Origin of the sequence: Pseudomonas sp. URMO17WK12:I6 (assembly GCF_003253625.1) — a bacterium.
Lineage (GTDB): Bacteria > Pseudomonadota > Gammaproteobacteria > Pseudomonadales > Pseudomonadaceae > Aquipseudomonas.
The window spans coordinates 59,729-75,864 of sequence record NZ_QKYZ01000021.1; the positions used below are offsets into that span (position 1 = coordinate 59,729).

The 16,136-nt window shown below is 59.4% G+C and carries 17 protein-coding genes and 1 pseudogene; 8 read left to right on the forward strand and 10 right to left on the reverse strand.

Annotated features, from left to right (window positions below; all coding sequences use genetic code 11):
• Positions 1 to 93: 93 nt before the first annotated feature.
• Positions 94 to 528 carry a hypothetical protein gene (locus F475_RS27030; protein WP_111455170.1) on the forward strand — a complete coding sequence of 145 codons (435 nt, stop codon included), beginning with the start codon at positions 94 to 96 and terminating at the stop codon, positions 526 to 528.
• Positions 528 to 932, forward strand: a complete 405-nt coding sequence (locus tag F475_RS27035; RefSeq protein ID WP_007937547.1) for an META domain-containing protein — start codon at positions 528 to 530, stop codon at positions 930 to 932. The genes F475_RS27030 and F475_RS27035 overlap by 1 nt, the downstream gene beginning before the upstream one ends.
• Before the next feature lie 150 nt (positions 933 to 1,082).
• On the opposite strand, the gene F475_RS27040 is transcribed toward F475_RS27035, so the two are convergent.
• Positions 1,083 to 1,550 carry a TlpA disulfide reductase family protein gene (locus tag F475_RS27040; RefSeq protein WP_018926300.1) on the reverse strand — a complete coding sequence of 156 codons (468 nt, stop codon included), beginning with the start codon at positions 1,548 to 1,550 and terminating at the stop codon, positions 1,083 to 1,085.
• Between the two features lie 114 nt (positions 1,551 to 1,664).
• On the opposite strand from F475_RS27040, the gene arsC reads away from it, so the two are divergent.
• From arsC to F475_RS27055, 3 genes are read left to right on the forward strand one after another with little or no spacing between them, the layout of a single operon-like run.
• The gene (gene arsC, locus F475_RS27045; RefSeq protein ID WP_018926301.1) at positions 1,665 to 2,018 is read left to right on the forward strand and encodes an arsenate reductase (glutaredoxin); all 354 of its coding nucleotides are present in this window, start codon (positions 1,665 to 1,667) and stop codon (positions 2,016 to 2,018) included.
• Positions 2,015 to 2,620 carry an NAD(P)H:quinone oxidoreductase gene (gene wrbA, locus F475_RS27050; protein ID WP_018926302.1) on the forward strand — a complete coding sequence of 202 codons (606 nt, stop codon included), beginning with the start codon at positions 2,015 to 2,017 and terminating at the stop codon, positions 2,618 to 2,620. Before arsC ends, wrbA begins: the two co-directional genes overlap by 4 nt.
• Positions 2,613 to 3,038 carry a DUF2069 domain-containing protein gene (locus F475_RS27055; protein WP_018926303.1) on the forward strand — a complete coding sequence of 142 codons (426 nt, stop codon included), beginning with the start codon at positions 2,613 to 2,615 and terminating at the stop codon, positions 3,036 to 3,038. The genes wrbA and F475_RS27055 overlap by 8 nt, the downstream gene beginning before the upstream one ends.
• Before the next feature lie 50 nt (positions 3,039 to 3,088).
• Here the strand turns inward: F475_RS27055 and F475_RS27060 are convergent, their stop codons facing one another.
• On the reverse strand, positions 3,089 to 3,763 hold the full coding sequence (locus F475_RS27060; protein ID WP_007937540.1) for a DNA-3-methyladenine glycosylase I: 675 nt from the start codon (positions 3,761 to 3,763) through the stop codon (positions 3,089 to 3,091).
• 67 nt (positions 3,764 to 3,830) lie between these two features.
• Positions 3,831 to 4,655, reverse strand: coding sequence for a tRNA 2-thiocytidine(32) synthetase TtcA (gene ttcA / locus F475_RS27065; protein WP_007937538.1), 825 nt, complete (start codon positions 4,653 to 4,655; stop codon positions 3,831 to 3,833).
• Between the two features lie 334 nt (positions 4,656 to 4,989).
• Here ttcA and F475_RS27070 point away from each other — a divergent pair, with 334 nt between their 5' ends.
• Both F475_RS27070 and F475_RS27075 read left to right on the forward strand, forming a co-directional pair.
• The gene (locus F475_RS27070; protein ID WP_018926304.1) at positions 4,990 to 5,592 is read left to right on the forward strand and encodes a Yip1 family protein; all 603 of its coding nucleotides are present in this window, start codon (positions 4,990 to 4,992) and stop codon (positions 5,590 to 5,592) included.
• 149 nt (positions 5,593 to 5,741) lie between these two features.
• Positions 5,742 to 6,236, forward strand: coding sequence for a SprT family zinc-dependent metalloprotease (locus F475_RS27075; RefSeq protein ID WP_111455171.1), 495 nt, complete (start codon positions 5,742 to 5,744; stop codon positions 6,234 to 6,236).
• A gap of 120 nt (positions 6,237 to 6,356) precedes the next feature.
• On the opposite strand, the gene F475_RS27085 is transcribed toward F475_RS27075, so the two are convergent.
• Both F475_RS27085 and F475_RS27090 read right to left on the reverse strand, forming a co-directional pair.
• Positions 6,357 to 7,538 carry a CaiB/BaiF CoA-transferase family protein gene (locus F475_RS27085; protein ID WP_105346267.1) on the reverse strand — a complete coding sequence of 394 codons (1,182 nt, stop codon included), beginning with the start codon at positions 7,536 to 7,538 and terminating at the stop codon, positions 6,357 to 6,359.
• A gap of 143 nt (positions 7,539 to 7,681) precedes the next feature.
• Positions 7,682 to 9,016, reverse strand: coding sequence for a dicarboxylate/amino acid:cation symporter (locus tag F475_RS27090; protein ID WP_111455173.1), 1,335 nt, complete (start codon positions 9,014 to 9,016; stop codon positions 7,682 to 7,684).
• 337 nt (positions 9,017 to 9,353) lie between these two features.
• On the opposite strand from F475_RS27090, the gene F475_RS27095 reads away from it, so the two are divergent.
• Positions 9,354 to 10,352, forward strand: coding sequence for an AraC family transcriptional regulator (locus F475_RS27095; protein ID WP_018926307.1), 999 nt, complete (start codon positions 9,354 to 9,356; stop codon positions 10,350 to 10,352).
• 202 nt (positions 10,353 to 10,554) lie between these two features.
• Here the strand turns inward: F475_RS27095 and F475_RS27105 are convergent.
• The 5 genes and pseudogenes from F475_RS27105 to F475_RS27125 form a co-directional block, all read right to left on the reverse strand.
• Positions 10,555 to 10,737: pseudogene (locus tag F475_RS27105) on the reverse strand (DUF6124 family protein); the annotation flags it as partial.
• Between the two features lie 71 nt (positions 10,738 to 10,808).
• Complete coding sequence (locus F475_RS27110) at positions 10,809 to 13,073, reverse strand: hypothetical protein (RefSeq protein ID WP_111455175.1); 2,265 nt, start codon at positions 13,071 to 13,073, stop codon at positions 10,809 to 10,811.
• A 208-nt stretch (positions 13,074 to 13,281) separates the two neighbouring features.
• The gene (locus tag F475_RS27115; RefSeq protein WP_096480920.1) at positions 13,282 to 13,650 is read right to left on the reverse strand and encodes a DUF6124 family protein; all 369 of its coding nucleotides are present in this window, start codon (positions 13,648 to 13,650) and stop codon (positions 13,282 to 13,284) included.
• A 443-nt stretch (positions 13,651 to 14,093) separates the two neighbouring features.
• Positions 14,094 to 15,440 (reverse strand): ATP-binding protein, encoded by a 1,347-nt coding sequence (locus F475_RS27120; RefSeq protein ID WP_064616500.1) that lies wholly within the window; start codon positions 15,438 to 15,440, stop codon positions 14,094 to 14,096.
• Positions 15,437 to 16,114, reverse strand: a complete 678-nt coding sequence (locus F475_RS27125; protein WP_111455176.1) for a response regulator — start codon at positions 16,112 to 16,114, stop codon at positions 15,437 to 15,439. Before F475_RS27125 ends, F475_RS27120 begins: the two co-directional genes overlap by 4 nt.
• Positions 16,115 to 16,136: the final 22 nt, after the last annotated feature.

Consider the following 16,136-nt stretch of genomic DNA (forward strand, 5'->3'; position numbering starts at 1 on the left):
TTAGCAGGCAATTTGAACCTGATCGAAGGTCACATGCCCACGCCATGCTGTGCTGATGCCCGTGCTAGCATATCGCGCATATTTGGAGGACCCATGGTCGAACACGATTTCCGCTACAGCCTGATGAACCCGCAACACACCCTCACCGAATGCCGCGCCCTGGTGCCGGGGCGTTATCAAGTCACCGGCAACGGCGGTTCGATTCGCAATAACGACGTGCTGGTAGTGACCCTCAAAGGCAGCAAGGACTTGTCCATGCGCCTGACCGTCGAAACGGTTCGCCACCTGATCAACCCGCCCGGCCAATGGGTCGCGGTGGCCAGTGGTCCGGTGTTCGGCGAACTGGCGATCCACACCTGGAAAGTCAACTGCGACAGCTGCGCCAAAGAGCTGAGCTTCGAGTTCGCGGTCGACGCCAAGCTGGGCAACAAGGCTGAAAAACCGGCCGCCACCGCACGGATTGCCGAGCTGGGCTGGACCGCAGACGGCGAAAAACACCTGTGCCCGAAGTGCCAGGAGCCTGCGTGATGAAACGCCTTGCTCTGACCACGATGGTCGGTGCCAGCCTGCTGGGCTGCGCCGCCGAGCCGGTAAAGTTGCAACAGAACCGCAGTTACATTCTGGAGTGGATCGGCGAACGTCCGCTGATGGACTACAGCCACCTGACCATCACGCTCGGTGACGATGGTCGGGCCTACGGTAACGGCGGCTGCAATCACTGGTTCGCGCCGTATTCCCTGGAAGGTGAAAAGCTCAGCTTCGGCAAGATCGGCAGTACCCGCAAACTCTGCGCGCCGGCGTTGATGGAACAGGAAAAACGCTTCCTGCAGGCGCTGGAAAACGTCCAGCGCTGGGACGTCTCACCGATTGACCAGATGCGCTTCTGGCCGGCCGAAGGCAAGCCATTGCGTTGGTGGCTTGAAGAGGGGTGATGCCCCTGTAGCGAGGGAGCTTGCTCCCGCTCGGCTGCGCAGCAGTCGCTAACTATCCGACGCGGATTGTCTGACACACCGAGTCGGATGGTTTTAGGGCCGCTTCGCGCCCCAGCGGGAGCAAGCTCCCTCGCCACAGGCGGTGCTCGGTCAGTTGGTCGCCTGCAACGCCTCAAGCTTCGCCATCACCCCCGCCGCCGTCTGCTCGCCCATCAACTGTTCCCGCACCTTGCCCTTGTTATCAATGATGTAAGTCACTGGCAGCGCTTCACTGCGCGGCAATTCGAAAAGGTCGGCCGGATCCTGGGCCAGCACGGTGAACTTGATCCCCAGTTTCTCACTGGCGCCTTTGAGCTCTTCGCCCTGCACATTGTCGAAGTTGACCCCGAACACGCCGATCTTCTTGCCCTGGAGCTGCTCGGCCAACACATTCAGCTGTGGGATTTCGGTCCGGCACGGGCTGCACCACTCGGCCCAGTAATTGAGCACCAGCCATTGTTTATCCAGACGCTCGGCGGCGACCTTGTGACCATTCTGGTCGATGCCATAGTCGTTGCCACAGCCCCCCAGCAATAACGCCCCCATGATCGCCAATGCTGCTGCCAGTCGCCTTGTCATGTCTCAATCCTTGTCAAAAATAGAATGCACCTGCGACCCATCGCCTCCCAAGGTTCTGGATTACGCGCCGCACAGTTAGAATAGCCGCCACTTTACGCAAGAAGCGACCCGCACATGACCGATCTGACGCTTTATCACAACCCGCGCTGCTCGAAATCCCGCGGTGCGCTCGAACTCATCGAAGCCCGAGGCCTGACGCCAACGGTCGTCCGCTACCTGGAAACACCACTGGACGCCGCGCAAATCCAGAGCCTGTTGAGCAAACTCGGAATCAGCGCCCGGCAATTGCTGCGCACCGGCGAGGACGAGTACAAAACCCTCAACCTGGCCGACAGCAGCTTGAGCGAAGCGCAATTGATCGCCGCCATCGCCGCGCACCCAAAGCTCATGGAGCGGCCGATTCTCGAAGTCGGCGACAAAGCCATCATCGGCCGTCCGCCGGAGAATGTACTGGAGTTGCTGCCGTGAGCGCGCCGTACATTCTGGTGCTGTATTACAGCCGCAGCGGCTCGACCAATGAAATGGCCCGGCAGATTGCCCGTGGCGTCGAGCAGGCCGGCCTTGAAGCCAGGTTGCGCACGGTGCCGGCGATCTCCACTGAATGCGAAGCCGTGGCGCCGGACATTCCCGATGAAGGCGCGCTGTACGCCAGCCTCGACGATTTGAAGAACTGCGCCGGCCTGGCCCTGGGCAGCCCGACCCGCTTCGGCAACATGGCCGCACCGCTGAAATACTTCCTCGACGGCACCAGCAACCTGTGGCTGACCGGCGCCCTGGTGGGCAAACCGGCCGGGGTCTTCACCTCGACCGCCAGCCTGCACGGCGGCCAGGAAACCACACTGCTGTCGATGATGCTGCCGTTGCTGCACCACGGCATGTTGATCACCGGCCTGCCTTACAGCGAATCGGCGCTGCTGGAAACCCGTGGCGGCGGCACGCCTTACGGCGCCAGTCATCACGCCGGGGCCGATGGCAAAAGCGGTTTGAACGAACATGAAGTCGCATTGTGCCGTGCCTTGGGCCTGCGCCTGGCGAAGACTGCGCAGAAACTGGAGAGCCATCGTGGCTAAGAAGCCTAAGGTGTTGCCTGCCATCGAATGGCTCGAACCGCGTGTACGGGCGATGCGCGTCATCAGCCTGCTGTGCTTTTTCGGCCTGGCGGGGCTGCTTTGCGCCTACTACCTGGTGTTCGCCGACCTGCATGGCGCGCGGCCGTGGGTGATTCTGCTGATCGAACTGGTGCCGCTGTTGTTGCTGGCACCGGGAATGATCGTCGGCAGTGCCCGTGGGCATTCGTGGATGTGTTTTGTGGTGAATCTGTATTTCATCAAGGGCGCATTGGCCGCCTATGACCCGAACCGGCAGCTGTTCGGTTTGCTGGAGATGGGCGCGAGCCTGGCTGTGTTCTGCTCGGCGATGCTGTATGTGCGGTGGCGGTATCAGTTGAACCGCAAGTTGGCGGGGGAAGGCGAGATTGCCCCCGCCTGATAGCCCCGCGGTGATCGTTCCTACGCTCTGCGTGGGAATGATCATCTTCGTCAGTGGTTAACGGTATACGCCAGCATCATCGAAATCTGGCTCATCGGCCGTCCACCACTCTCTTCGTGCCACTGGTTGAACGCATTCTGCACCGTGGCCAGGTCGCGCAAACTGCTCGGCACCTTGTCGATGATCTGCTGTGCATTCAGCGCTGCCACCACGTCGTAGCTCGGCACGAAGGTGTCCTTGCCGACCATCCGCAAGAATCGCGGCGCCGATAACCCGCCCAACTGATGGCCGTGTTTTTTCAGGTAGGTCCACAAGCCGACGATATCGGTTACCGGCCAGTCGGCGATCAACGCACCGAAACTACCCTTCTCATGGGCCACGTCCAGAATGAACTGCGCATTGCGCGGCACACTCTTGAGCTTGCCCAGGTGGCGGATAATTCGCGCGTCCTGCATCAAGCGCTCCAGATGTTCGGCGCTCATCAGCACGACTTTTTCCGGGTCGAACTTGAAGAACACTTCTTCGAACGCCGGCCACTTGGCATCCACCAGGCTGTGCTTGAGCCCGGCACGGAATACCCGCAATGCCATGGTCGAGAGGTAGCGGTCGTCGCTGATCTTGCGCAATTGCGCCGGGGTCTTGGGAACCGGCAGATGGGCTTCCAGTTCAGCCGCCGAACCGAAGCGGTTCAGACAGTATTCGTGCAGCCACTTGTAATCGCGCATGCCCTCTCCTACGGGATGAAATGAAAACGGCGCCCGCGAGCGCCGTGTGTCTGAGTGACTTGAACCGTCAGAGGTTCACTACGTTGACGAACCGCGATGCGGCGCTTTCGTCGATACGCAGGTTGGTGAAGTCGAACAGGTTGCGGTCCGCCAGTTGCGACGGGATCACGTTCTGCAGGCTGCGGAAAATGCTCTCGGTGCGGCCCGGGGTCTTGCGTTCCCACTCCTGCAGCATCTCTTTAACCACCTGGCGTTGCAGGTTTTCCTGGGAGCCGCAGAGATTGCACGGGATGATCGGGAATTGCTTGAGGTCCGAGTAGGCCTGGATGTCTTTTTCGTTGCAGTAGGCCAGCGGGCGAATCACCACGTTGCGCCCGTCGTCGGCGCGCAGCTTTGGCGGCATGGCCTTGAGCGAACCGTTGAAGAACATGTTCAGGAAGAACGTCTCGACGATGTCGTCACGGTGGTGACCGAGGGCCATTTTGGTCGCGCCGATTTCGTCGGCAAAGGTGTACAGCGTGCCGCGACGCAGGCGCGAGCACAGCGAGCAAGTGGTCTTGCCTTCCGGGATCAGCTCCTTGACCACCGAGTAGGTGTCTTTCTCGACGATGTGGTACTCGATGCCCAGTTCTTTGAGGTAAGCCGGCAGCACATGCTCGGGGAAGCCTGGCTGCTTCTGGTCCATGTTCACGGCGACGATCTCGAACTTGATCGGGGCGACTTTCTGCAAATGCATCAGCACGTCGAGCATGGTGTAGCTGTCCTTGCCACCGGACAGGCAGACCATGACCTTGTCGCCGTCTTCAATCATGTTGAAATCGGCAACAGCCTCACCGGCCTGGCGGCGCAGGCGCTTTTGCAGTTTGTTCTGGTTGACCGTAAGAGTGCCCATGACGCGAAATCCGTGAGGTGTGACGAAAGGCCGGCATTTTACGCAAAAACCCTTCAAGGGCGAAGAGCCCTGACGGATCGTACGAGATCCGGGTGCATATCCGCGATCTTCGGTCATTTCAGCACCACCGAGGATCAAAATCTCAAGACACTTCCGCGATTAACGGTGTGCTTTACAGCGCGATTTGCTCTAAAGCCCTCGCACTATTGCAAGTAACTCCTTTCTATACTGCGACATAAGGTCGCACGCGTATTCAGACCTGTTCTTACCTGGCCACTTTGGCCTGTAAGCGCTCCGCTGGGGGGCGATGGCAACAACAAGAGGAGTGACTGGCATGATCCATCACGTAGTGGGACTCTTTACCCACCCTGACCAGGAATGGAAAGAAATCCGTGGCGACGAGGAAGAAAGCATCAGCCACATGTACCTGACGCACACCCTGATTCTGGCGGCGATCCCTGCCATATCGGCGTTTATCGGCACTACGCAAGTCGGCTGGGTCATCGGTAACCGAGCGCCGGTCATGCTGACTATGGAAAGCGCGCTATGGATGACCATCATGTCGTACCTGGCGATGCTCGGCGGTGTCGCGGTGATGGGCGCCTTCATTCACTGGATGGCCCGTACCTATGACGCCAACCCGAGCCTGGCGCGCTGTATCGCATTCGCCACGTACACCGCCACCCCACTGTTCGTCGGCGGCCTGGCGGCGCTGTACCCGCACTTGTGGCTGGGGATGATCGTCGGCACCGCGGCTGTCTGCTACACGGTGTACCTGCTGTATGTAGGGCTACCAACGTTCATGAATATTCCATCGGACGAGGGCTTCCTGTTTTCGAGCTCGGTGCTCGCCGTAGGATTGGTGGTGCTGGTAGCCATCATGGCGTTTACCGTGATTGTCTGGGGCCTTGGCGTGGGACCGGTCTATACCAACTGACAAACAAGCGCCGACATAAAAAACACGCTCCGCCACTACAGGCCGCCGCAAGGCGGCCTTCTAATGCGAGCAACGACCATTCGGCGCCTGAGCGATTCGCAAGCCCTCGGGGTTGCGGCATACTCGACATCCTTGGAGATCCATCAAGCATGCCCGAGCAACTCAATACCCGCGTCGAAGACTGTTTCCTGCAAGCCGAATCCTTTTTCAAACGACCTTTCAAACGCCCCGTGGTGAGCCTCAAGCTGCGCGGGCAAAAAGCCGGTGTCGCGCATTTGCACGAGAACCTGCTGCGCTTCAACCCGCAGCTGTACCGGGAAAACACCGAAGACTTCCTCAAGCAGACCGTGGCGCATGAAGTGGCGCACCTGATCGCCCATCAACTGTTCGGCGACCGCATCCAGCCCCATGGCGAAGAGTGGCAACTGATCATGCGCGGCGTCTACGAACTGCCGCCCAACCGCTGCCACACCTATGACGTCAAACGCCGCAGCGTGACCCGTTACATCTACAAATGCCCGTGCCTCGACAGTGATTTCCCGTTTTCGGCACAGCGTCATGGTTTGGTGAGGCAGGGGCGGCGGTATTTGTGTCGGCGTTGTCGCAGCACGTTGGTGTTCAGTGGGGAGATGCGGGTCGAGTAGTGAGATTTATGGTGTTTGGGCCGGCCCCTTCGCGAGCAAGCCCGCTCCCACATTTGATCTTCGCCTTGACACAATCCCAATGTGGGAGCGGGCTTGCTCGCGAAGGCGTCCGTACAGCCACTACACAACCACCCTGGCACGCCGCAACGCTTCAATCCGCTCAACACTAAACCCCAACTCCCCCAACACCTGATCGGTATGCTCACCCAGCCTCGCCCCGATATGCCGTGGTTCAGGCAACCCCGCTGAAAACTTCAACGGACAGGCCATCTGCGCCTGAGTGGTCCCATCGCCCCGCGGCACCTCAGTCACCAATTCCCGCGCCTTCAACTGCGGGTGCCGAACCGCTTCGCCCAGGCTCAACACCGGTTCAACACACGCATCGACCCCGGCAAACAGCTCACACAGCCAGGCAAAGTCGTGTTTTTCGAATTCAATGTTCAGCGCGTTCTTGAGCGCCTGTTGCCGGGCAGGTTCGGGGGCCAGTCCCTCGGCTGCCAGCTCTGGCCGGCCCAACGCCGTGCACAGTTGCTGCATGAACCCTGGTTCCAGGCTGCCCACCGCCAACCAGCGGCCATCGCGCGAGCGGTAGTAGTCGTAGAAACCGCCGCCGTTGAGCATCTGGTCTTCCCTGCCCGGCTCCACGCCACAGGCCAGGTACCCGGCACCAGCCATGGCGTTCAGGCTGAAGGCGCAGTCGGTCATGCTCACATCCAGATGCTGCCCCTGCCCCGTCTGCTGGCGCGCGATCACCGCCGCCAGCAAACCGATCACCCCATGCAACGAACCGCCGGCGACATCCGCCACCTGCATGCCCAACGGCAACGGGCCGCTGTCGGCGCGGCCGGTGTAGCTCGCCAGCCCCGCCAAAGCCAAATAGTTGATGTCGTGGCCGGCGCGGTCCCTGTAAGGGCCGGTCTGGCCGTAACCGGTAATCGACACATAGATCAGCCGCGGATTGATCGCCTTCAAGGCGTCATAGCCAAGGCCCAAGCGTTCCATCACACCAGGGCGGAACTGCTCCAGCACGATGTCGTAGTCCGCCAACAACTGTTTGATCACGTCCAGCGCCTCGGGCTGCTTGAGGTCCAGCGCCAGGCTGCGCTTGTTGCGATTGAGGTAGGCGTGGCTGGCCGACACCCCCTGATCATGGGGCGGCAGCACCCGCAGCAAATCCATGCGGGTCGGCGATTCGATGCGCAGCACCTCGGCGCCCATGTCCGCCAACAGCAACGAGGCGAACGGCCCCGGCAGCAATGTCGAGAAATCCAGAACCTTGAGTGATGCCAGTGGACCGAGCATGAGCGTTCTCCAGTGCAGTCCCCCAAGCCTAGGCAGCCCGGGACATTGCAGCAATCACCTTATGTGCCAGTGACGCTGACCGTTACGCTCAAATCGCAGGCAACAAAAAACCCGCCGAAGCGGGTTTTTCATTACAACAAGGCTTACTTGGCGTTCGTCGGGGTTGCCCCTTCGACGTGGCCCAAAACATCATCTTTAGGCTCGTCGGCAATGCCGCGACCGCCCGAGGCCAGCTCGGATTGCAGCACGTCGGTGTCGAGTTCCTTGACCCACTTGGCCACAACAATGGTGGCAACCGCGTTACCGATCAGGTTGGTCAACGCGCGGGCTTCGGACATGAAACGGTCGATACCCAGGATCAGCGCCAGGCCGGCAACCGGCAGGTGGCCAACAGCGGACAAGGTAGCGGCCAGTACGATGAAGCCACTACCGGTCACGCCAGCAGCGCCTTTGGAGGACAGCAGCAACACCACCAGCAGAGTGATCTGGTGAGTGATGTCCATGTGGGTGTCGGTTGCCTGAGCAATGAACACTGCCGCCATGGTCAGGTAGATCGCCGTACCGTCGAGGTTGAACGAGTAGCCGGTCGGGATCACCAGACCTACCACGGATTTCTGCGCCCCCAGACGCTCCATTTTGATCAGCATGCGTGGCAGTACCGACTCCGAAGAGGAAGTACCCAGTACGATCAGCAGTTCTTCACGGATGTAGCGGATCACTTTCAGCACGCTGAAGCCATGAGCGCGAGCGATACCACCCAGCACCACCAGAATGAACAGCAGGCAGGTGATGTAGAAGCAAGCCATCAACTGACCGAGTTGCACCAGCGAGCCCACACCGTAGGCACCGATGGTGAACGCCATGGCGCCCAAGGCACCGAGCGGCGCGAGCTTCATGATCATGTTGATGATGTTGAACATCACGTGGGCGAAGCGATCGATGAAGTCCAGGATCGGCTTGCCGTAGGCACCCAGGCGATGCAGGGCGAAACCGAAGATCACCGAGAACATCAGCACTTGCAGGATATCGCCCGTGGCGAACGCACCAATGATGGTGGTCGGGATCACGTTCAGCAGGAAGCCAACGACGCTTTGATCCGCACCGGCAGCCACGTAGGTTGCGATTTTGGAGGCATCCAGCGTGGTGACATCGATGTGCATGCCGTTACCCGGCTGCACAATGTTGACCACCACCAGACCGACCAGCAGTGCAATGGTCGAAACGATTTCGAAATACAGCAGCGCGTAACCGCCGGTCTTGCCGACCGACTTCATGTTCTGCATGCCCGCGATACCGCTGACGACGGTGCAGAAAATGATGGGAGCGATGATCATTTTGATCAGTTTGATGAACCCGTCACCCAACGGCTTGAGGGCTACACCGGTCTGCGGGTAGAAGTGACCGAGCAGGATGCCGATGGCGATGGCAACGATCACCTGGAAATACAGGGATTTGTACAGTGGCTGACGAGTCGTCATTGCAAAGTTCCTCAAGAGCGCCCGGTGACAACATCCATCTGTTGCCCAAGACACTTCAATTGCGAACCCTCCTGCACTGGAGGGATTTGTTTTGTCGAGCTGCGCAACGGCAGGCATCTGCTGGTTGTATCGCAAGGCCCGTGCCACATTCACCAAAAAGCCTGCGAGCCTTTTGACATCAAGGGTTACAGGTTTCTTTTGGTCACCAACCAGTTACAACTATGTGGCGGATTTCCGCCAACCCGCTTGACCTCGTCCTGTAATTTGGCGGATATCCGCCTTGTTCATCGTCGATGGGCACCGCTACCATCCATTGCTCAGTGGACGGACCTGCCCCATGCGTGAACGCACCATCGCCAGCCATTTCGCCCGTGCCGCCCTCGGCGGCGCACGCCGACGTGGCTACGACTATTCGAGCCTGCTGCAGCAACTGGGGATCAGCCCCGAGTTGCTTGAAGAACCGCGCGCCCGAATCGCGCCGGAACAGTTCACCCGGTTGATCCAGGGATTGTGGCTGGCCCTGGACGACGAATACCTGGGCTTCGGGCAGGCCCCGAGCAAACCCGGCAGCTTCGCGATGATGTGCCACGCGGTGATCCACTGCCGCACGCTGGAGAAAGCACTCAATCGCGGCCTGTTGTTTTACAGCCTGTTTCCCGGGGCGCCGCGTCTGACCTTGAGCCGCGAAGGCGAGATGATTCGCCTGAGCCTCGACGATTCGCCGCTGTGGGACCCGGACCACTTCCTCAGCGAAAGCCTGCTGGTGATCTGGCATCGGTTCGGCAGCTGGCTGATCGGCCAGCGCATTCGTCTGGAGCACGCCACATTCAGCTACCCGAGGCCCGAGCACGGGGCCGAATACGACTTGCTGTTTTCCTGCCCGCTAACGTTCGATACTACTCAGAGTAGCCTGCTGTTCCACAGCCGCTACCTGAACATGCCGCTGTTGCAGGACGAACGAACCCTCAAGCACTTTCTCGAGCGCTCCCCCGCCGACCTGCTGTCACGCCCCGACGAAGGCGACAGCCTGAGCAGCCAATTGCGGCGCTTGCTCAGCCGCGACAGTGCACGCTGGCCGGACCTGGAAGCAGTGGCGGCGCACCTGCACATCAGCCCGCAAACCTTGCGTCGGCATTTGCGTGAGGAAGGCACGAGTTTTCAGGAATTGAAGGATCAGTTACGCCGGGACATCGCGATTTATCACCTGGGGCGGGCGGATCTATCGTTGCAACAGATTGCCGAGCAGTTGGGGTTTTCCGAACCTTCGGCGTTTCACCGGGCGTTCAAGAAGTGGACGGGGTTGACGCCAGGGGCTTATCGGGCGCAGGAGAACTGATTTCACAACTTTGCAGGCAGCCATGCTGTTGTGGCGAGGGAGCTTGCTCCCGCTGGGTTGCGAAGCGACCCCAAAATCTGCAACCGCAGGTTTCAGGTGCACCGCATACACCGGTTTTGCGACTGCTGCGCAGCCGAGCGGGACGGTGCGGCGATCCGACAAGCTCCCTCGCCACAATAAGTGCTCTCACCACAGACTTTCGTCAGCCCTGCGGATCAAGGTTATCCAGCACCCGGTTGACGGCCAGCTCACCGAGCATGACCACCGATTGAATCCCCAACATCATGTTGCGATGGGGCATGTCCATCAGCCCGGCGAACTCACAGAGCATCCCGCTGGCTGACGCCCGGGATTCGCAGGCGTTGACCAGCAGGGTTTCGTTATCAAAAAGAGGTGGCAGCTGTACCCTGGTTAGCAGACCAGGACTCTAGAACCCGGCGCACCGAAGTGCCTTATCTACCTCACCTCGAATTTGTCGACGTACATGTCATCTCTATTACGAATAATGATTGATTTTATTCTGCTCTTGCCCGGCGCACTGAAACTGACATAGGCGTATTGGTAGAGACTCGTATAAGGCAATGGCATCGTGCCAATGACATTGCCTCGTTCATCCATATAAACGACTGCATTCTCTTCGTGCAACTGGTGCGAAACGAACAAAAAGCTGACATGACTGGCTAAACCCGGAAGGGTGATTTCAACCGTGCCTAGCATGTTCAGCGTGACGCGTCCGAGTAGCGACGTGTAGTTTCTGTCGGTGGTATGAACATTCGTCAAATGAACAATTCCGCCCAGTGACTTTAGCGTTATTCCACTTGCAAACTTATGTACGGAGCCGGGGTTAAAACCAATCAGAGGTGAACTTTCGAAGTCTTCAGAGCCGGCATACGATCGAAGGCTGACGATGTAGTTAACGTCCTTGAAGACAACGGTATGACCGCCGACTGTTACCTCGACCTTGAGTGTTATTTCGGCATTATCAAATAACGCATCGAGCCATGGACGCGATATTGCCTGGGTCAATCCGTTTGTCACGTCCTGTTCTGTTATACGGTGGTTCTGCAAAACCGGAAGCGGTGCATGATTTCTATCCACGACCGTTACATCAATGCTCTGCCCGATCGCTATAGATACCCATGGGAGAAGTCGGAAGGTAGCGTCGACCTCAAAATCATCTAGATTTAGTCCACCCGCCTTCGCCTGCAGAATTTCCGCTACCGGCAAACGGGCATCGCCGTCCTCAATCCGTGCAACAGTCACCAACAACGCCCCTGACCGGGCAATCGCCTTGCCACCCCGAATCAACAACCAGCGAAACCTCAGTTGGCTCCCTTGCCGCTCCGCAAGAAATGCCTGGGTCAGGACAGTGTTCGTCCGCTTGTTCGTGTTGAAAGCCACCGCTGGAAATGGCGTGGCACCGGTCGGCGGGTTGATTTCGATCAACTGAGCCTTGTCCCCGGCACGGGCGTCCAGATACTCGACGCGCAGGGTGGCCAGCTCAAAAGGATCGAGGGGCCTGGCAGTGCCGACCAGCGTTGGAGGATTCAGTTTGATCGCGCCTTCGCCAATGACCTGCGCCTCGGCCACTTTGGAAACACCAATGACCTTGCCTCCCCTGATCTGCTCATAAGTCACGGACACCTGGCTATCCAGAAGAATCTTGGCCACCGGTACCGGCAATTTTTGAATAAAAGGCAGTCGACTGACCGTGGCTTCTGCACTGTGCCTCACCACCGGCCCAGTCTCTGGCGTACATGCGTAACTCACTCGAACGATATCGCCGGCCATCCAGAGTGGCGAAAACACATGGACCAGCACGTACAGAAAGTCCTTCACCTTGCCCAGATCAATGGTGCTCGGGTCATCGGAGGGATCATCCGGGTTCTCGCTCAGATCCGGAGCCGTCAGCGTGACGCGCTCCGTATCGACATTGGCCTTGATCGTGCGCGACCAACGCCGCTTGTCGGTCGGGTTGTTCACCTGGGAAACCACGGTGTAGGAGATCGCAAACTCCGGGTGACTACCGGCCCGTTCGAACATCGCCCGCGTGATGACGATCACGTACGGTTTGCCTTCCTCACCGGGTTGCACCGTGAAGGTGAAACGCTCGCGATTAAGCTCCAGGGTGATGACGTCATAGGCGTTCATGAACGGATAGCGCAACGTGAGACGTACACCTTTATCCACCTCGTCCTTGCCGATCTGAGGCGGATTGCCCAGTTCGGGCGGCGGGCTGATGTCCAGATGGGGATGAGCCCCTGTACCGGGAACGTCATTCCCGCCGGGAAGGTCGCGGTGATAAAGCGCCCATGACTCGGTTGATGGGCCACTGTTGCCGCTGGTGCGTTCTACCTCGTAAGTGAAAACATGCACGCCGTCATTCAGAAGCGACTGGAAGACGTTGAAATACACAGGATCGTTCTGATCGGCCGGGGCCACCGGTTTGCGCTCGATCAACTGCGGCTGAGTATCCCGAGGCCCCTTCACGTACAGCGCAATGTTGAGATACCCCCCAAGCAATGGCGGATCGACCACAGCCTGAACCGCCCCTTCCCGACTGCCGTCCTTTTTGACGACCTCCCTGAAACTCGCTCGCGGCAGGCCCTCCACCGGCACGTCGACAGGCGGCGGCGGATCGACGATAACACCAGGTGTTGCCCCCGCAAATTTCACGGGTGAAAGCGCCATCACACCAAGGTTTGTTTGATTGACCGTCATGGGACACCTCTAGTCGTCGACAGGGGCCGCGAGCGCGACCGGATCAGCACAATCAGACACTTGAGCAAAGCCTGTGGCTACTGTCAGAAATAACAGGTAGAGGCCGTATTAAGACGAACGGTCGACAGGTGCGAGGGCATTGGTTGATCTTTTAAGCCAAAAAAACGGCCCGCGAAGGCCGTTTTCTGAGAGGAGCAAACACCGTCGACTAGCCAGCGGTATTCTGCGGATCGAGGTTATCCAGTACCCGGTTGACGGCCAGCTCCCCGAGCATGACCACCGATTGAATCCCCAACATCATGTTGCGATGTGGCATGTCCATCAACCCGGCGAACTCACTGAGCATCACGCTCGCCGATGCCAGGGATTCGCAGGCGTTGACCAGCAGGGTTTCGTTATCGACCTTCGCACCGACATGGTAAATGGTGCTGGGTTTGCGCTTGGTGTCTTTGGGAGTGGGTGGTTTGAGGTAGTGGTCGAGGGCGCGGTCGGCGGCTTCGTGGAGTTTTTTGGAATCGAGGGATTCGTAGGGGGAGACGTCGTCGGGTGCTGGTGGATTAGGTGTTGGTTTGAACATGGATAAAGCCTCCTAGAGTCATGGAGCCGCCACTGTTCGCTGCGAGACGAAAGAAGGTGGCAGCTATACGCGGGTCGCAGACCGGGACTCTAGAACCGGCAGACCCGAAGGTCTCCCACGTACAGCCGCCATAATGTGAACGGAGGATGTTGTGCGTCTAGAGATACACGGGCTGCGAGACCCGATCGCTGATTCGTCAACGACAGGGAAACGATATAGCCCACGCCCCAGGCGCACTAGCCGGCGGATTCTGGCGTAGTCGTAGGCAGCGGCGCAAGGATGTGTAGGTTGGGTGAGTTTCTGGAAGTATCGTTTAAACATCGCCGTTTAAGATCAAAAGATCGCAGCCTCGTTGCACTCGACAGCTCCTACAGGGATTTGCGTCCACCTGTAGGAGCTGTCGAGTGCAACGAGGCTGCGATCTTTTCGGCCAAGCCCCTACATCAAACCACCGGAAAATGAATCCGGAACGCCGCGCCGCCCATCGGCGAATCCCCCAGCGTCAACTTGGCGCTGTAGCTTTCGATGATGTCCTTGACCACCGCCAAGCCAATCCCCTGCCCCGGATGCTGGCGGTCCAGCCGCTCGCCGCGCTCGAGAATCCGTGCGCGTTGGTCCGGTGGTACACCGGGGCCATCGTCTTCAATGCAAAGCTCAATGCTACTGAGGGTTTCGCGCACGCTGATGCGTACTTCGTTCAGGCACAGGCGATAGGCGTTTTCCAGCAGGTTGCCCATCATTTCCAGCAAGGCGCCCTGCTCGATCGGCACGTAGCACTGATCCGGCAGATCGAAGGCGACCCGCACGCGTTTGTCGCGGTAGACCTTGTCCAGGGTGTCGCAGAGGCTTTGCAGCACCGGGCGCAGGCGCACCTGATGGCGCACCAGGCCGCTTTTGCGCAGGCTGGCCCGTTGCAGTTGATAGCTGATCTGCTGGCTCATGCGCTCGATCTGGGTTTGCAGCACCCAAGCCTGATCGCGCTCTTGCGGCTTTTGCGCCATGTCTTCGCTGACCCCTTGCAGCACCGCCAGCGGAGTTTTCAGGCTGTGGGCCAGGTCGTCGAGAGAGTCGCGATAACGGCTGCGCTGTTCACGCTCGCTGTGCAGCAAACGGTTGAGCGAGCCGGTCAGGCGCAGCAGTTCGCGCGGGTGTTGTTCGCTGAGGCTTTCGCGGGTGCCGCTTTCGATCTGGTCCAGCTCCTGGCTCAGCCGGCTCAACGCCTGCAAGCCCCAGGTCAGGCCGACCCAGAGCAAGACGAGCAACACCAGCAACGCGGCACCGAAGCCCAGGTAGAGGTTTTCCCGCAGGCCTTCGAGGGTGACTTCGTATTCGCGCACCGGTTGCAGCGCGACGATGCTGAACGCCGCGCTTTTGCCGCCGAGCAGCTTGACCTCGACGTCATAGACGAAAAACTCTTCACCATTGGCTTCGCGAATCCTCGCGAACTCGTTCCCGCGCCCGTCGTAACGCGGCTTGTAGTTGATGTTCTCTTCCTGGGTGGCCCTCGAGCGCCAGACCAAGTGACCTTCGCGGTCATAGATGTAGCCGAGCAAACGGCTGTCGGTGAGGTTGAAACGCTCATCGGGTAACTGCGCCGGCATCTGCAAGCGGTTGTTATCCACCCGGGCGGCGGAGATCAGCGTGGTGACGTCCGACGCCAGGCGCTGCTCGATGGAGTCCTGCAACGCCAGGCTGAACGCGCCCTGCATCGCCGGCAGTAACGCCAGCATGAACAACACCGCCAGGGTGGTGGCGGCGAGCATCAAGCGGACACGAAGGGAACGAATCAAGTGCAGCGCTCATTGAACAGGTAGCCGAGGCCACGCACGGTATCGATCGGCTTGAACCCGGCCGTGCCTTCGAGTTTGCGACGCAAGCGGCCGACCAGCACTTCGATCACATTCGGATCGCGCTCGTCGTCATCCGGGTAGAGTTGCTCCATCAAGCGGTCCTTGGCCACCACTTGCTGGTGATGGCGCATCAGGTATTCGAGGATCCGGTATTCGTAGGCGGTCAGCGCCAGCGGCTGGTCATCGAGGGACGCCTGTTTGCGATTGAGGTCCAGCAGCAAGGGACCGGCGACGATGGTCGACTGGGTGAAACCGCTGGAGCGACGCAGCAAGGCATTGAGCCGGGCGTCCAGCTCTTCGAACTGGAACGGCTTGACCACGTAGTCGTCGGCACCGGCGGCGAGGCCTTCGACCTTGTCTTGCCAGTTGCCGCGCGCGGTGAGGATCAGGATCGGAAACGTCTTGCCCTGGGAGCGCAGCTGACGAATCAGGTCGAGCCCGCCCATGCCCGGCAAACCGAGGTCGATCACCGCCAGGTCATGGTTGAACTGCTCGGCCTGATGCAACGCATCGATGGCGTTGGCCACGGCCTCGACCACGTGGCCGCTGTCCGTCAAACGGGTCTGCAGGTGATGGCGCAACAGCGCTTCATCTTCGACAACCAGCAATTTCATAAGGCTCTCCGGGGCAAATCAA

Excerpts from the sequence above, each read along its gene's own strand:
- F475_RS27060 (WP_007937540.1), bottom strand. The coding sequence starts at position 3,763 with ATGCGCGATTACAAGTGGCTGCACGAATACTGTCTGAACCGCTTCGGT.
- F475_RS27095 (WP_018926307.1), top strand. The coding sequence starts at position 9,354 with ATGCGTGAACGCACCATCGCCAGCCATTTCGCCCGTGCCGCCCTCGGC.
- F475_RS27090 (WP_111455173.1), bottom strand. The coding sequence starts at position 9,016 with ATGACGACTCGTCAGCCACTGTACAAATCCCTGTATTTCCAGGTGATC.
- F475_RS27085 (WP_105346267.1), bottom strand. The coding sequence starts at position 7,538 with ATGCTCGGTCCACTGGCATCACTCAAGGTTCTGGATTTCTCGACATTG.
- F475_RS27040 (WP_018926300.1), bottom strand. The coding sequence starts at position 1,550 with ATGACAAGGCGACTGGCAGCAGCATTGGCGATCATGGGGGCGTTATTG.
- F475_RS27110 (WP_111455175.1), bottom strand. The coding sequence starts at position 13,073 with ATGACGGTCAATCAAACAAACCTTGGTGTGATGGCGCTTTCACCCGTG.
- F475_RS27070 (WP_018926304.1), top strand. The coding sequence starts at position 4,990 with ATGATCCATCACGTAGTGGGACTCTTTACCCACCCTGACCAGGAATGG.
- F475_RS27115 (WP_096480920.1), bottom strand. The coding sequence starts at position 13,650 with ATGTTCAAACCAACACCTAATCCACCAGCACCCGACGACGTCTCCCCC.
- F475_RS27035 (WP_007937547.1), top strand. The coding sequence starts at position 528 with ATGAAACGCCTTGCTCTGACCACGATGGTCGGTGCCAGCCTGCTGGGC.
- F475_RS27125 (WP_111455176.1), bottom strand. The coding sequence starts at position 16,114 with ATGAAATTGCTGGTTGTCGAAGATGAAGCGCTGTTGCGCCATCACCTG.
- ttcA (WP_007937538.1), bottom strand. The coding sequence starts at position 4,655 with ATGGGCACTCTTACGGTCAACCAGAACAAACTGCAAAAGCGCCTGCGC.
- F475_RS27030 (WP_111455170.1), top strand. The coding sequence starts at position 94 with ATGGTCGAACACGATTTCCGCTACAGCCTGATGAACCCGCAACACACC.
- arsC (WP_018926301.1), top strand. The coding sequence starts at position 1,665 with ATGACCGATCTGACGCTTTATCACAACCCGCGCTGCTCGAAATCCCGC.
- F475_RS27075 (WP_111455171.1), top strand. The coding sequence starts at position 5,742 with ATGCCCGAGCAACTCAATACCCGCGTCGAAGACTGTTTCCTGCAAGCC.